Annotated in this window: 13 protein-coding genes; 6 read left to right on the top strand and 7 right to left on the bottom strand. The window is 53.3% G+C overall.

Going from position 1 to position 14,385, the window contains the following annotated elements:
* Positions 1–213, top strand: a 213-nt coding sequence (locus B2R48_RS18555) for a hypothetical protein (protein ID WP_297003359.1), incomplete at its 5' end; no start/stop codon positions are given.
* 183 nt (positions 214–396) lie between these two features.
* On the opposite strand, the gene B2R48_RS18550 is transcribed toward B2R48_RS18555, so the two are convergent.
* The 4 genes from B2R48_RS18550 to B2R48_RS18535 form a co-directional block, all read right to left on the bottom strand.
* Entirely contained in the window at positions 397–624 is a 228-nt protein-coding gene (locus B2R48_RS18550) for a hypothetical protein (protein WP_062957308.1), read from the bottom strand.
* Positions 625–793: 169 nt separating this feature from the next.
* Positions 794–1,018, bottom strand: a complete 225-nt coding sequence (locus B2R48_RS18545) for a hypothetical protein (RefSeq protein WP_062956730.1) — start codon at positions 1,016–1,018, stop codon at positions 794–796.
* A 268-nt stretch (positions 1,019–1,286) separates the two neighbouring features.
* Positions 1,287–3,647 carry an ATP-binding protein gene (locus tag B2R48_RS18540; protein ID WP_297003356.1) on the bottom strand — a complete coding sequence of 787 codons (2,361 nt, stop codon included), beginning with the start codon at positions 3,645–3,647 and terminating at the stop codon, positions 1,287–1,289.
* Positions 3,648–3,692: 45 nt separating this feature from the next.
* Positions 3,693–5,597 (bottom strand): ABC transporter substrate-binding protein, encoded by a 1,905-nt coding sequence (locus B2R48_RS18535; protein WP_297003354.1) that lies wholly within the window; start codon positions 5,595–5,597, stop codon positions 3,693–3,695.
* 447 nt (positions 5,598–6,044) lie between these two features.
* On the opposite strand from B2R48_RS18535, the gene B2R48_RS18530 reads away from it, so the two are divergent.
* The 4 genes from B2R48_RS18530 (at position 6,045) to B2R48_RS18515 (ending at position 8,982) form a co-directional block, all read left to right on the top strand.
* Complete coding sequence (locus B2R48_RS18530; protein WP_297003352.1) at positions 6,045–6,344, top strand: hypothetical protein; 300 nt, start codon at positions 6,045–6,047, stop codon at positions 6,342–6,344.
* Between the two features lie 143 nt (positions 6,345–6,487).
* Positions 6,488–7,702 (top strand): hypothetical protein, encoded by a 1,215-nt coding sequence (locus B2R48_RS18525; RefSeq protein WP_297003350.1) that lies wholly within the window; start codon positions 6,488–6,490, stop codon positions 7,700–7,702.
* Positions 7,703–7,803: 101 nt separating this feature from the next.
* Positions 7,804–8,163: a TraR/DksA family transcriptional regulator gene (locus B2R48_RS18520; protein WP_062956726.1), complete on the top strand. Its 360-nt coding sequence runs from the start codon at positions 7,804–7,806 to the stop codon at positions 8,161–8,163.
* Between the two features lie 84 nt (positions 8,164–8,247).
* Positions 8,248–8,982: a hypothetical protein gene (locus tag B2R48_RS18515; protein ID WP_297003347.1), complete on the top strand. Its 735-nt coding sequence runs from the start codon at positions 8,248–8,250 to the stop codon at positions 8,980–8,982.
* A 14-nt stretch (positions 8,983–8,996) separates the two neighbouring features.
* Here B2R48_RS18515 and B2R48_RS18510 read toward each other — a convergent pair whose 3' ends face one another.
* The 3 genes from B2R48_RS18510 to B2R48_RS18500 form a co-directional block, all read right to left on the bottom strand.
* Positions 8,997–9,728 carry a Crp/Fnr family transcriptional regulator gene (locus tag B2R48_RS18510; protein ID WP_297003345.1) on the bottom strand — a complete coding sequence of 244 codons (732 nt, stop codon included), beginning with the start codon at positions 9,726–9,728 and terminating at the stop codon, positions 8,997–8,999.
* 170 nt (positions 9,729–9,898) lie between these two features.
* On the bottom strand, positions 9,899–10,579 hold the full coding sequence (locus B2R48_RS18505; protein ID WP_297003343.1) for a response regulator transcription factor: 681 nt from the start codon (positions 10,577–10,579) through the stop codon (positions 9,899–9,901).
* A 63-nt stretch (positions 10,580–10,642) separates the two neighbouring features.
* Positions 10,643–12,046, bottom strand: a complete 1,404-nt coding sequence (locus B2R48_RS18500; protein ID WP_297003341.1) for a cache domain-containing protein — start codon at positions 12,044–12,046, stop codon at positions 10,643–10,645.
* A gap of 432 nt (positions 12,047–12,478) precedes the next feature.
* Here B2R48_RS18500 and B2R48_RS18495 point away from each other — a divergent pair.
* Positions 12,479–14,385: pyruvate carboxylase (locus B2R48_RS18495; protein ID WP_297003339.1), on the top strand; the 1,907-nt coding region annotated here is incomplete at its 3' end.

The raw sequence follows: 14,385 nt of genomic DNA, 5'->3' as shown, positions 1-14,385 counted from the left end.
CTGTATCAGCGCATTGAAACCCAGCATTGGGACGAACATTGCCGTTCTCTGATCGAAGAACATGTGAACGAAACCGAAAGTGGTTTTGCGCGCACAATCCTTGATAACTGGGACCGTGAACGCGGCAACTTCTGGCAGATCGTGCCAAAAGAAATCGTCGACAAGTTGGAACACCCCATTCGCTCCGAGAGCGAAAACCAGGCAACTGCGTGATCCCTCACGCTTTTGCGCAAGCTCCCTTGTCCAACACACCTGGACAAATGAACTCGCCCCGTACTTCGGTACGGGGCTTTTTTCTTTGTGGGGTCTTGGGGTGAAATCCCGCGTCAATATCCACGTTACGCGCACGCGTTCTCGACGGCACCGACATGACGGGACGCGATGTAGCGCTGCTAGTTACAACAAAATGTTCAGATAGGTCCCGCGCCGGGCGTTGTGGTCAATCTGATCAGTGGCAATCAGGTTGCGCAGGCGGGCAAGCTGGGATGCGATGAAGCTGTCAGAGGATGGCTGATCGGAATTGGTTCCAACCCGGCCACGCGACGCAATGGCACCTTGTGGACGCGCGCGTGCGTCCTGAAGGCCTGTTTGCGAAGAGCCGGTCCCAATTCTGTTGGTCGCCATGTGATCATCCACATTTGAAAGTGACGGTTACACTATCACGCGGATCGGCCTTTGTCATGATCGGGCAACAGGGCGGTTTTCGCCAAATCAATTGCGGTGTGCATGACCCAGACAGAAAAAAGGGTGGTCGTGCAAGACCACCCCGGAGGAAGCTAACGAGAGGGAAAAATCACGTTAGGATATTAACTTTGGTGCCACGGTTGCCGCTGGTTTCAAGCGGCTGGTGCTCGGTCACGATCGAACCGATGACCTTTGCAAGTCCCGTTGCCTTGTTGATCGCGCCTTCTGCGGCTGCGAAAGGCAGAGACGGGTCTGCACCACCTTTGGGCGTAATTGCGTCATTCACAGCCTGTGCTGCTGAACCAAGTCCTGAACCTTGAACTGAGCCGATCATCCTGACCTCATCACTTGTCCGGAAGGGCTGTGCCCTTATTTCGCCGGGATGGTTATCATCTGTCTGTCACTCACGGTATGAGCATCTGATAGTGATATAAGTGACGGTTGTCACACTATCCAGTGTCACAGCAAAGCGCAGCTCGTCAATCGCCTGTTTTGCAAGCATTTTAGCTAATATAGACGGGTAAGATTTTTTTAACCCTTCGGCGAAATTTGCATCGTTTCGCGGTCGTCAGGGTTGGGGACTCGAATACAATTACCGCACGTTATGTTGTCTTTGCGCGACTGGATGCCAGCTTAAGCGCATCCTGAATGGCTTTTTGCAGTTGTCCCGGCCGGAACGGCTTTTTGACAAAAACATAATTGCCAAGGAGGTTCTCAAGCTCCATGCGCGAACGGGCCGGATAACCCGATACAAAAACCACGCCATAGTGCGGGCTTTGCCGCAGCGCTTCAATAACCAGCTGTGGTCCGCTCCGTCCGGGCAATACGACATCGGTCAGAATAACGTCAAACGGTGCGTCATCGACGTTTTGGCTAAGAATCGCCAAGGCTTCTTCTGTGCTCTTGGCGGTCTCTGTCTTGTACCCCGCATCGTCGAGGATGATTTGTGCGGTTGTGCGCAGCGCATGTTCGTCATCAACAATCAGAACACGTTCGCCATTGCCGGGAAATTCACCGATTTCGGCAACTTCGTGCACTGGTTCTGTATCGGGCTCGGAGCGGGGCAGGTAGATGGAGAAGGTTGTGCCTTCGCCCTCGATGCTTTCCAGATTGATAAAGCCATGTGCCTCTTCGACCCAGCTATGGACGATGGAAAGCCCAAGGCCCGTGCCTTTTCCCGGTTCCTTGGTCGAGAAGAAGGGTTCGAAAATATGGTCAATCACATCTGCGGGGATACCGGTTCCGGTATCCTGAATGGTGATGACGACATACTGTCCTTCTGCCTCGGGTGGATAGATGTCGTCGCCTTCATCAATGCCACGCTGGGCAATTGGCGGAACATCTGCCTTGCTGCAGGATATCTGAAGTGTTCCGCCATCCGGCATCGCATCACGTGCATTGATGGCAAGGTTGAGGATACAGGCAGAAAGCTGTGTCGGGTCGACCCTGGTATGAAGATTGGGTTCATCTGACCAGATTTGCAGATCAATCCGATGTTCAAGCAAGGTCACCAGCAGCTTTTCCATCTCTGAAAAGATGCCTTCGACACGAACGTTTTTGGGTTGATCAATTCTGCGGCGCGAGAACATCAAAAGCTGGTCGGCAACCCCGGTCGCCCGTTCACCCAACGAGATGACGTGATCGATATATTCTTTGACCCGTTCAGGATCATCGATTTTGGCGCGCGCCACTTCGGCAAAACTCAAAATCCCGGCAAGACAGTTATTAAATTCATGGGCGACACCGCCTGCCATCTGGCCGACAGCTTCGAGTTTCTGGGATGTGGCAAGCTGGCGTTGCAGCGCTTGCTGTTCTTCGGCAGCACGCTTTTGGTCGGTGATGTTGCTGCCCGTCCCGCGATAGCCGTTAAAACTGCCATCCAGGGCGAAGACCGGAACACCATTGATACGGCCGAACTGCTTTTCGCCGTCTCGCGATATCCAGGAAAACTCGATATTGTAGAAGGCAGTATGTTTGTTCAGGTGCTGATTAAGCTGTTGCCAGCCTTGAGGGTGCTCGGGCTGAAGCCCCAGTTTGTCAAAGGACTGCCCTTGTGGGGTGCCGTTGATCTCTTCGATAAGTTGATAAAACTTATAGGAGGCAAATGCGATTTTGAAATCGCTGTCCATTTCCCAGTACCAGTCGGCTGAGGACAGGGTGAAGTCACGAAACCGTTCTTCACTGTCGCGAAGGGCGTCCTGGGCGGCTTGATGCTGCTGGGTGCGACGTTCAAGACTTTCGGCCATGGCATTCAGGCCGCGTTCGAGAATCCCGATTTCGTCACGTCCCATGGGCGTCAGCCGTGAGCTGAGTTTGCCGATCTGGATCTTGTTCACAAACTGTGCCGCGGTGATCAGACGTTTCAGCACCGTTTGCTGGGTAAACAGGAAAATCAACCCGGATGTCAGCAAAAGACAAAGAGCCGACCCGATCAGCAGCACCGATTGCATCTGTCGCTGACTTTCTTCAAGGCCTTTTGTCGACACCTTGAGATAGACATACATGAAGGGCTGATTGGCATTCAGATTGAAGATCGGCGTGATGCTGACCATGCTGGTGCCAGTCGGATCGTCAACCGTCATCAGGACCTGTTCGGTCATGCCCGGACTTAATTGATCCTCGGGGAAATCCGGCAATGAGCTTACCGATGTGCCGATCTTGAGCGGATCGGTCGAATGATAAATTGTGCCGTCAAAGCCAACGGCCAAAGCTTGCTGCAGGTGCGGACCCAGCAGAAGTTTCATCTGCTCGGGATCGCTCAGAATGGATACTTTGAGTTGTTCATGCTGAATAAGCCGTCCGGGCGTACTGATCTGTTCGGCGATACGGCGATCAATTTCAGCCCCGAAATACTGCACATAATAGCCACCAAACAGGCCCAGAAGAATGGTTTCCACAACGATGATTGCAAGTGCGATCTTGAAAACCAGACTGCCGATCAATCGGTCAAACAGCGTCCTCAAATGATTCCGGCTCCCATTCAGAATGATGCATTTTGTGCGCGGATTTTATTCGCCGAGAATAAAATACTGACTTGGGTTTGTGGGCGCTGGTGTCGCGTAACTCCAGGCAGCAGGCATGACCTTTGGAACGTTATGGAAGTTCCGGGCCACCACGCCTTTTCGGTTCGGCGGCAAAGCGATTCCCATAACGTAAAACTGATCGGCACTGATGTCGAGAATATCACGCATTAGTTGATTCTGTTTTTCGGCGTTTGCTGTGGCTTTGAGCTGGTCATACAGGTCAAACTGGGTGCGAACGGCATCTGGTGGCGTAACAGCATCGGGACTTTCCGGATTGAGGTACCAATTTGCCCAGCCGGTTGCATACCAGGACGATTCGGAAGAAATCGGCAGATAGTTGATCGGGATCACCATCGCGTCCAGACCGCCATCGCCGCCCCAGGCACTGGCATGATGCTCATTGCGTTCGCGCAAGGCGACGAACTCGTCACGTGGCAGGTTCCGCGCGGTTACGTCAATCCCAAGGTCACGCCAATAGCGCGTAACCGCATTAAGCATTTCAAATCGTTCCGCGCCCTCCGTATCAATCGTAAACGAAAGCGGCTTGCCATCCGGACGCTTCAGAATTCCGTCCGCAGTTTTGGCTGTCAGGCCTGCTTTTGCCAGGAAGTGCTGGGCAAGCTCAACATCGTGCGCCATGAACTGCCGTGCCAGAACCGTGTGGTATTGCGGACTTTCCGGTCGTGGTGCCGCCTGATGGGGCAGGGCACCGGGAACAAAGCGGTCAATCACGGCGTAGCGGTCGATCGCATGGGACAGGGCAATACGGAAATCCTTGCTTTGGAAGATCTTGCGCAGCACCGGGTCCTTGTCATTCAGATTAAGCGACAAGGTCAGGATGTTCATGTCACTTTCCACCAATGTGAAAGGCAGCAAATCCGTGTTGCGTGCAAGCACCTCATCGGCGTGTTTACTGACATGACGTTCCTGCATGTTGACCTTGCCAGCAATTGCCGCATCGCCAGCAGCACTTTTTGACGGCACAAGCGTCATCGACACCCTGTCGATATAGGGGAGCTGGCGGCCAGTCGGATCAATTTTCCAGTAGTAAGGATTGCGTTTGGCGATCAGCGGATCATCCTTGCCATAGACGCCGGTTAGGACCCACGCATTCAGGGTCGGGACATCCGGGTTGTTCCAGCGTGACGGGTCGTCAATCGTGCCGGGTTGACCAAACACGTCAACAAAGCGTTCTTCCCAGCCGGCATAGCCCATTTCTTTGGCCATGGCGTCGGCATTGGGGTTGTATTTCGGCAAAAGCGGTTTGAGAAAATGCGCCGGATAGCTTACCGGCTCTACGCCTTCGGGGCGGGCCAGTGCAGTTGGAAACAGGCCATAGGGCTTGCTGAACCGAAACGCGACAGTGTGCGGATCAATTGCATCGATCTGTACCGTATTGCCACCAGATGTCAGCCATTCCGGAACAGAATCAGCGAATGCGGGATTGTTGAGGATGTCTTCATACCAGAAAACGATGTCGGCTGCGGTAAATGGCGCGCCATCAGACCAGCGCATACCGGGGCGCAGGCGGAAAAAGAACTCTGTAGCATCGCTGCTTGGTTGAAAGGACAGGGCCACATTCGGAATGGTCGATGACCATTGCGGGGTCCAGCGCAGAAGCGGCTCGTATCCGATATTTCGGATCAAAAGGGCATGGTCCCGCTTGTTGCGCTGTGCCATTTGCCACGTTCCGCCATAGGTGCCAACCCGGTCATTGGGGGTGACAATCATTGGTGTTTTCGGCAAACGGTCTTTTACCGGCGGCAGAGTCCCGTCTTCAACTTGCTTGGCAAGTTCGGGGGCCTCGCCGAATTCCATAGCGCGGGTGTCGCTGATGTTCGTCAGCAGCGCGGCCAGTGCAACAATCAATATAAATGTATGGTGCCTCACAAAAATCTGTGCCCCCGTGATTTTGTGCGCTTTGTTCTAACGTATCGTTTTTGCTACCCGAAAGGTGAGGTGGGTTATGCCTTTCAAATTAGTTAGACAACAGGACTTGTTAAAGTACAAAATTCGCAAACAGGTATTTTTTGTATCTCTGCGACACCCTGCACGGCTGAAAAGCCTCTGCCATCTTATATAATGTCGTATCTCTTGGCGAATTGCGGCGCGTCAAATATGTGATGGTTACTGAATGATACCGGGTATCGGCATTGCTCATTTTGAATTGCACGAACTACAGCCTAACAACGCAAGTCACTGTTAATCAAAGTTTCTTTAAGTCTAATATAATAAGCCTGTGTTGAGATAAAACCTATACGAACGACTGAGTTTTTGATCCTAGTGCAAAGCGCGGTATGATAGGCGTCGCGATGATGTGCTACGAAAGTGTTGCCAATGACGCACTCTGACAACCCCGATCAAACCAAGGATGGGCCATCGTTTTTGCCGGGGCCGAAGCCTGCTGCGCCGATCCCGCGTTACGAATCGGGATCGGATCCGGGTTTGCGTGAAAGGTTACGCGGAACGGCGCGGGACGCAGCGGCTCTTCCTGCCGTGTCTGATGCGGACGGTTTCAGTGTGGCCGGAATTGAAGGCATGATCGACCGCAAGAAAGCCAATGTTGCGGCGAAAATTGTTGAAACCGACCCTGATCAGGCGCTGCGCGTGATCCGCAACTGGCTGCTTGATGACTAGTTTCCAGTGCGCCCTCTATCCGTCTGCGCGATCTATGGTGGTTTCCGCGCTCCAGGCCGTGTGTCGATAATGCTTTGGATATCCTGTGGTTTTTGTCATGGTTCTGTGCGGAAACCATAGTGGCAAGCATCCGGGGGCGGGCTTTGACAGATTTCAGTAAGCTGATCACAGAACAGTTTTGCACTTATGATCCCGACTATATCGCGCAACAAAAAGCCTATGCCGCAAAGCTCTCTCCCCTGCAGGAAAAGCTGATCGCGATCCAGAAAACCGGCAACAGCATGGCGGCCTCCGATCAAAAAATGATCGAATGCAAATGGCTGCTGCAATACACCGCCGACTGGGAAAAGCTTGATTCCAAACTTGAAGACTTTGCCAGTTCCCTGAAAAATCCGGATCAGGCGTGGGCCGAAAAACAGGTGGCTACCGACGGTTCCTGGGGGCCTTGTTATGACCAGTGGTTCCTGAAAGTCGATGCGATGATTGATGCGGTCAATACCCTGGCCGATGCCGGGCAGGCGCCCGAATACCCGTTTTCTTTCATGGCGCCAATTGCAACGCCCGACAAAATGGTTGCCTGGCTTAATGGGCAGAAAACGTCAAAAATTTTCGATGATGGCCTTGATCGGCGTGATGCACTTGGTGCGGTTACGGCCGCTCTGTCACAGATGTGCTTCAAAAGCGAAATCCGCGATTACTTCAAAGCCAATGTTGAGGGTTTTGATCTGACGGATGATTACATCTCTGCTTACAAAACATGGCTTGATGATTGGCAGGATGATCAAAGCGGTTATTGGGGCGGCTGGTTTGATACAAAAGATCAAGGCGTTCTCAAAAGCAGTGATCTCAGTCTGACCTTTCACAATATTTCCTATCAGCACGGCAAGGTCGACCTGTGGACCCAGATTTTTGACACCACACTTGCGATCCGCGATGATGCATACCCGTTCGGCTGGAAGCACAACGGTGATTTCAACAATCACAATAATTATGACGTCACCAAGATTTTCGACCTTGGCTGGTCAAAGGTCGATGGCACCACCCAAAATGCGGCGTCCAGGGACATTGCATTGGTGCTGCACTGGTGCCTGACCAAATCCATGACGCCTGATGGCGGGTTTATTGATGATCCCACTTTTTATAACTCGGTCGGGGCGGCCTACTACTACGGGGTCTCGTTCCTTGATCAGGCGGGATATTTTGGCACAACCGCGCCCTTCTGGACCGACAAGCCGTTCCCGGATGGGCCAGCACTTTGCTGCAAAATCCAGAAAAAGATCAAATCCGAAGGTCTGGATGATGACGAGGCCAAGGCAGCGCTGGAAAAACTCGTTGATGCCTGCGGGAATTGCACGTGATCGGCCAAAATATTTGAATAATTTGATCTATGCATTGGCGAAACAGGGATTTTTGCACCCATATTGATAGTTAAGAACAACAACCCATAACGAGGTTTCGAATGACGGATCGAACAGACATTGATCTTGCGAAATTGCGCGCCCGCCTGGAAGACAGACGGACCGAAATTCTGTCGCATTCGACGCATTCAGAAGATTATCGCAAGCCGGTCGAACTTGATCAGCAGGCTGTCGGTCGTCTGTCGCGGATGGATGCCCTGCAAAATCAGGAAATGCATCTTGAACAGGAACGTCGTCGCACGGTCGAGTTGGAGCGCATCGAAAAAACCCTCAAGCGCATGGATGATGACGAATACGGTCATTGCCACAATTGCGGCGAACCAATTGCCGCCAAGCGACTGGAATTCGATCCGACCACACCGCTTTGTGTTGATTGCGCCGACCATGTGAGCCACGTCTGATTTTCAGACGTAAACACAGGAACCAAGGACGCTGCGTGCGATCTGTTTTGTACGCAGCGTTTTCATAAGACCGGGAGAAAGTGTTTGCCACTGTTCGGGCAACAGCATGATCGGATCAAGGAAAGCCATATCCTGTGTGTGCTTTTGGCCGTTCTGGCCGTGCTGGCAGTTCCCGGTTCCTTGCGCGCGCAAGGCAGTTGTGCCCCAATCAGTGCCCCCGAAGCCTTTCTTGAATTCAACCATATGGACCCGATGCTTGATCGGCATCGCTCCGTGCGCTGGCTAAATAGCCGTGCGGGCGGGAATGCCCGCTATCTCGTCACCGGCTTGACCGAATATGAAGTACAAGCGTCATTTGATATGCGCTTTGAACCGCGCGAAGTCGGCGCAGGGCGCTATTGCCTTGATCCAGTACGGGTCAGTCCCAAGGTCAATGTGGTCAAACATCTTGTCTATATCGCCTCCGAACTGGAACGCGGCACCTGTGAATATGATGTCGTCTATGCCCACGAAGGTGAACACGTCAAAATCAATCAGGGCATGGAGGCCGATATTCGGGCATCGCTTGATGATCTGGTTGATGATGTTGTCAGAAAAGTTGGTGCCATGTTTCCGATGCCCGCCGAAAATGCACAGCGTGCCATGCGGCGGCTGATTTCGGAATATAGTCGGGATTTCAAAAGGCGACTTAATGACATTCGTCGGCGCAGTAGCCAACTCCACGAGCGGATCGATACCCCGGCTGAATACAAGAAGCTGTCATTGGCGTGTGGCCCGAATTCGGCATTTCAAACGACCTTGCAGGACGCGATGCGATAGTTCCGAAGGACAGCTTAGTTTGCACTGTCGGATGCGTTCGCCCCATCAACGCCTGCAACTTCGCGCAATTCAGGCAGGTTAAGCACAAAGATATTGCGGGATTTAAACTCAAGCAGGTCATGACGCCTGAAATCGGCAATAATTCGGCTGGCAGTTTCAGTTGTGATGCCAAGCATCGCGCCGATATCTTCGCGCCCCGGAAGGGTACAGGTACTTGTCACATCGTCATGCAGAAACAGGCAAAGACGTGCCACCCGTTCGCGCGCTGTCCCGGTCGACATCTGGGTTAGCCAGTTATCCGATTCCATCACCGCCTGATGCCAGCGATTAAGCACCTGTTTGTGCAAACGCGGACTTTCATTATCAAGCTTTTCGATCACCGCAATTGGAATACGGCAAAGCTTGCTTTCTTGCAGGGCTTCTGCGTGATGGGTGAAGCAATCACTGACCAGCGCCTCAAGCCCGATGGTGCCGCCTGGCTTTACAAGCCGCACAACCCGCTGATTGCCATCAGGCAGGTAATGCACAAGTTTGATCAGGCCAGAACGCAGGGTATAGATCGATTGCGCCTGATCACCGGCATTGTAAAGCGTGTTGCGCCTTGGCAATGCGATGTCTTCAACCGGCATATGGACAAGTTTGAAATCCTCGTCCGTCAGGTTGTCGAACAGGGCAAACTTCCGCACACCGCATTCGCGGCATCGCGCAAGCTCGGGTCGGAATGTGTAGCTTGTTGTATGGTTCACGCTTTCCACCCATGAAAACGGGCTGATCTTGAATGCGGGATCAAACCCGACCACGGTAAACATTGAAAAGTTTAATCAATCCAAACCTTAGCGTAATGTACCGTAGCAGAATGTGAAATCATTGCATAGAGATGCCTGACCGGTTTAACGGCATGCTCGGAACGGCTGTCTTAGCTGGTGGAATCCAGCGTCACCAAACCTTTTTCAATCGCATAGCGCACAAGGCCTGCCGAACTATCAATATCAAGCTTGCGTTTTATGTTGCGCCGATGTGTTTCCACGGTCCGAACACTGATATCAAGTTCGCGTGCCACATGTTTGTTGCTGGCCCCTTTTGCCAGAAGGCGCAAAACTGTGCGTTCGCGCGATGTCAGCGGCACACCATCACTGGCGGTATCTTCGCCATCGGAGATGCGATCAAATGTCGAACTGAATGCCTCGCCACCATTGGCTACGGTTTCGATTGCGCGCACCATGTCATTGGATGACACGTCTTTAAGGATAAAGCCCTTGGCGCCGGCCTGTTGTGCCGTGCGCAGATATTCCGGGTTTTCATGCATCGACAGGATAACAACCTTGGTGCCCGGCAGGGTTTCACGGAACTTTTCAGCCGCTTCAAGGCCGTTCATCACCGGCATTGAAATGTCCATCAGGACGATGTCGGGGTGAAGGTCGTCCGCCATGGTCAATGCTTCTGCACCGGTGCCAGCTTCGCCAACGATATTGATATGCTCAAAGCATTCCAGGCGCGACCGGATGCCATCCATTACAAGCGCGTGATCGTCACAAAGCAAAATCCGCAATGGCCGATCTGTGGAATAAACTTCTTTGGCATTGGTGACATTGGTCATGGATCGAACGTGTTCCTGTCGCGTGGCTGTCGGGTGTAGGGTCATGACCCTGTTGTGGCCAGATTAACCGCTGATTGCGTCATCGGGTAGGGCATTCTGGCTGGTAGCGGGAATAAATGCAGTAATTTTGGTGCCATCATCGGGTTCAGAGCGCACCGAAAGCCCGCCGCCATGAAATTCCATGCGTTCGCGCATGTTGCGCAGACCAATGCCCGCCCTCGGATCACGGTTTCGGATATAGCGGTTGGTCTCAAACCCGACGCCGTTATCGGAAATGCGCATCACGATGCTTTGGCCTTCGCGTTTGATGGTGATTTTGACCACCGTGGCATCGGCATGGCGTTCGATATTGGTAAGTGTCTCCTGCAGCACGCGATACAGCGTGGTTTTCTTGCCGATATCAAGCTGCCCATCGATGTTTTCACACTTTACTTCGATCAGGATGCCCGAACGGTCTTGCAGCTCCGCGCACATGCTTTCGATTGCAGGTTTCAGGCCAAGGTCATCAAGAACCGCCGGACGTAGATCGCGTGAAATGCGCCGGACTTCATGAATGGCGTCCTGTAATCGTTTGGCCGCCTTTTCCATCGGCTCCATGGCGTTGTCGCGTTTTTGCGTAATCCGCGCAATCGCGGTTTCAACCGAATATTTGACGGAAACCAGTATCTGGCTGATGCCGTCATGCAGTTCGCGCGACACCCGAAGGCGTTCCTGTTCCTGCACATCAACAACCCGATGCGTCAGTTCCTTAAGCTTTGAGTCGGCCAGCTTGCGTTCCGACAGGGTGACAACCGTGCCGGAAATGCCGACGAGTAACACCGCCAGAATGGTCACCCCGATGATCGAAATGGTGGTTTCGCGGATATGGGTGGAAACTTCGGCCTCGATCTCGGTGACCTGTTCGGCAATATCGTCGATATAAATCCCCGTTCCGATCATCCAGTCCCATTTATCAAGCATCAGCGAATAGGTGATCTTTTCGGTCGGCTCCCCGGTCGATGGCTTTTCCCAGACGTGGCGCATGAAATCGCCACCCTTTTCCGCATTGAAGATCAGGCCCTGAATAACCGTGTTGCCGTTGATATCACGCAGGTTCCAATAGGTCCGCCCGACGCGCCACGGCTGGGGCGGTTCAACAAGGGCTGTGCCATCGCGGTCATAGATAAAGAAATAGCCGTCCTCGCCATAGCTCAGGTCTTCGATGATGGCCTTCACGCGTTCCTTGGACACCGCATCCAACGGGCTTGCCACCGAATAGATGTGGTCAATGGATGCCATCGCCAGCTCAAGATAGCTTTTCAGCTCATCCTTGCGGGCCTGCAGGATGTTGCGTTCAAACGTCCTGATCTCGGCTTCGGCCAGACGTTCGGCCTGGGCAAAGACCAGCCACGAGATTGCAGAAGCTGCAAGAACCAGCGGCAGGATCGAGAGCAGCAAAAACTTTAGTCGAAGATTGAGCTTCGGCATGGGCATAACCGTTTCGGGATTTCCAGTTTTTCCGAGGGCGGACAATAGCATATTCGCGCCAAAAGTCGCTGAAAGATCGCGGTTTTCTGGTCGCTGTGATTGAAGAGGATCAGTGGCGTGTTCCGTATGGTGAAAAGAAACTGGTCGGGATATCCGAAAATTGGTATTACCAATTCATGAGATCATGCTTTGACAGGGAGAGGGCAATGCGCATATACCAGAACCGTCGCCTGCCCACCGGGCGCCAAAAGCTCTGGATGCATTGCACAAGATCTCAGCGTGCTGGCATCCCGTATCGCCACAATGGATATGGCGTTGCAGGCATCCCGCACCGCAACGCATTCAAGGACCATATCGTGGCGTTTCACTTGGTTTTGGCAGGCGCGCACAGGCACGCTCCTGCCAGGAAAATGTGTTAGGAGCCCGGTGTCCATGACGCGTTCAGCACCAAAGCGTATCCGTAAACTTCTGGTCGCCAACCGTGGCGAAATTGCGATTCGTGTTTTGCGAGCTGCCAACGAACTTGGCATTCGCACAGTTGCGATTTTCTCTGACGAAGACCGTTTTGCCCTTCACCGTTTCAAGGCTGATGAAAGCTACACGGTGGGCAAGGGTAATAAACCCATTCGCGCCTATCTCGATATAGAGGACATCCTGCGTGTCGCGCGCGATGCCGATGTCGATGCGATCCATCCGGGCTATGGCTTCCTGTCGGAAAATCCCGAATTCGCCGATGCCTGTGCCGAAGCCGGCATTCAGTTTATCGGTCCGGACTCAGAAGTCATGCGCACCTTGGGCAACAAGGTTTCTGCGCGTAATCTGGCCGAAAGTGCCGGTGTGCCGGTTATGCCCGCCTCAAGCGCGCTTCCCGAAGACATGGCCGAAGTTACCCGCATTGCCGAGGATATCGGCTATCCCCTGATGCTGAAAGCCAGCTGGGGCGGTGGTGGCCGTGGCATGCGGGTTATCGAAAACGGCAAGGACCTGTCAGCGCAGGTATTGGCCGCCCGCCGCGAGGCCGAGGCCGCCTTTGGCAATGGTGAAGTTTACTTTGAAAAACTGATCCGCCGTGCCCGCCATGTCGAGGTTCAGCTTCTTGGTGATACCCACGGCACCCTTGTTCATCTCTATGAGCGTGACTGTTCCGTTCAGCGTCGCAACCAGAAAGTCGTTGAACGTGCGCCCGCACCCTATCTTGATGATGATCAGCGCAAGGAAATCTGTGATGCAGCGATCCGCCTTGGCAAGGCGGCCAACTACGTCAATGCCGGGACGGTCGAGTTCCTTATGGATGTTGACACATCCAAGTTTTATTTCATCGAGGTCAATCCCCGTATTCAGGTCGAACACACCGTCACCGAATGCGTGACCGGCTTTGATTTGGTCAAGGCACAAATCCTGATCGCGCAGGGTGGGCGCATCGGCTTCCCGTCCGAAACCGGTATCCCCTGGCAGGACAAGATCAAGCTGCGTGATCATGCGCTTCAGTGCCGTATCACCACCGAAAACCCGGAAAACAACTTTGTCCCCGATTACGGGATCATCAAGGTGTATCGTGGTGCAAACGGCTTTGGCATTCGTCTTGATGGCGGCACGGCCTATTCCGGGGCGGTGATCACACCGTTCTATGACAGTATGCTTGAAAAGGTCACCGCATGGGGCAGCACCCCGCGTGAAGCGGTGGATCGCATGGACAGGGCCCTTCGCGAATTCCGTATTCGCGGTGTTGCGACTAACCTGGCCTTCCTTGAAAACCTGATCAATCACCCGAAATTCCGAGCCGGTGAATACACGACCCGTTTCATTGACGAAACGCCTGATCTGTTCAAGTTCGTGCGCCGTCGGGATCGTGCCACACGCCTGCTGCGCTTCATCGGCGAGGTTGCGGTCAATGGCAACCCCGAAGTCGAAGGCCGGGTTGTTCCGACCAATCTGCATGATCCGGTGATGCCAAAATCGATTGATCTTGGCGAAATTCGCCCGGGCACCAAGCAAAAGCTTGATCAATTGGGGCCAGAGGGTTTCTCGCGCTGGATGAAGGATCAGGAACGCGTCCTGATGACCGACACCACCATGCGTGATGCCCATCAATCCTTGCTGGCAACCCGCATGCGCACCTATGACATGCTCGAAATTGCGCCTTATTACGCGCATGGTCTGCCGGAACTGTTTTCGCTTGAATGCTGGGGTGGGGCGACCTTTGACGTTGCCATGCGCTTCCTTAAGGAAGACCCGTGGGATCGTCTGGTCAAATTGCGCGAACGTGTGCCCAATATCCTGACCCAGATGCTGCTGCGTGCCTCTAACGCGGTTGGCTATACCAACTATCCCGACAATGC

It is taken from the genome of Thalassospira sp. UBA848, from assembly GCF_002295455.1.
Lineage (GTDB): Bacteria > Pseudomonadota > Alphaproteobacteria > Rhodospirillales > Thalassospiraceae > Thalassospira.
Note: the sequence above shows the minus strand (reverse complement) of the source record. Positions and strands in the feature narration are given on the sequence as shown.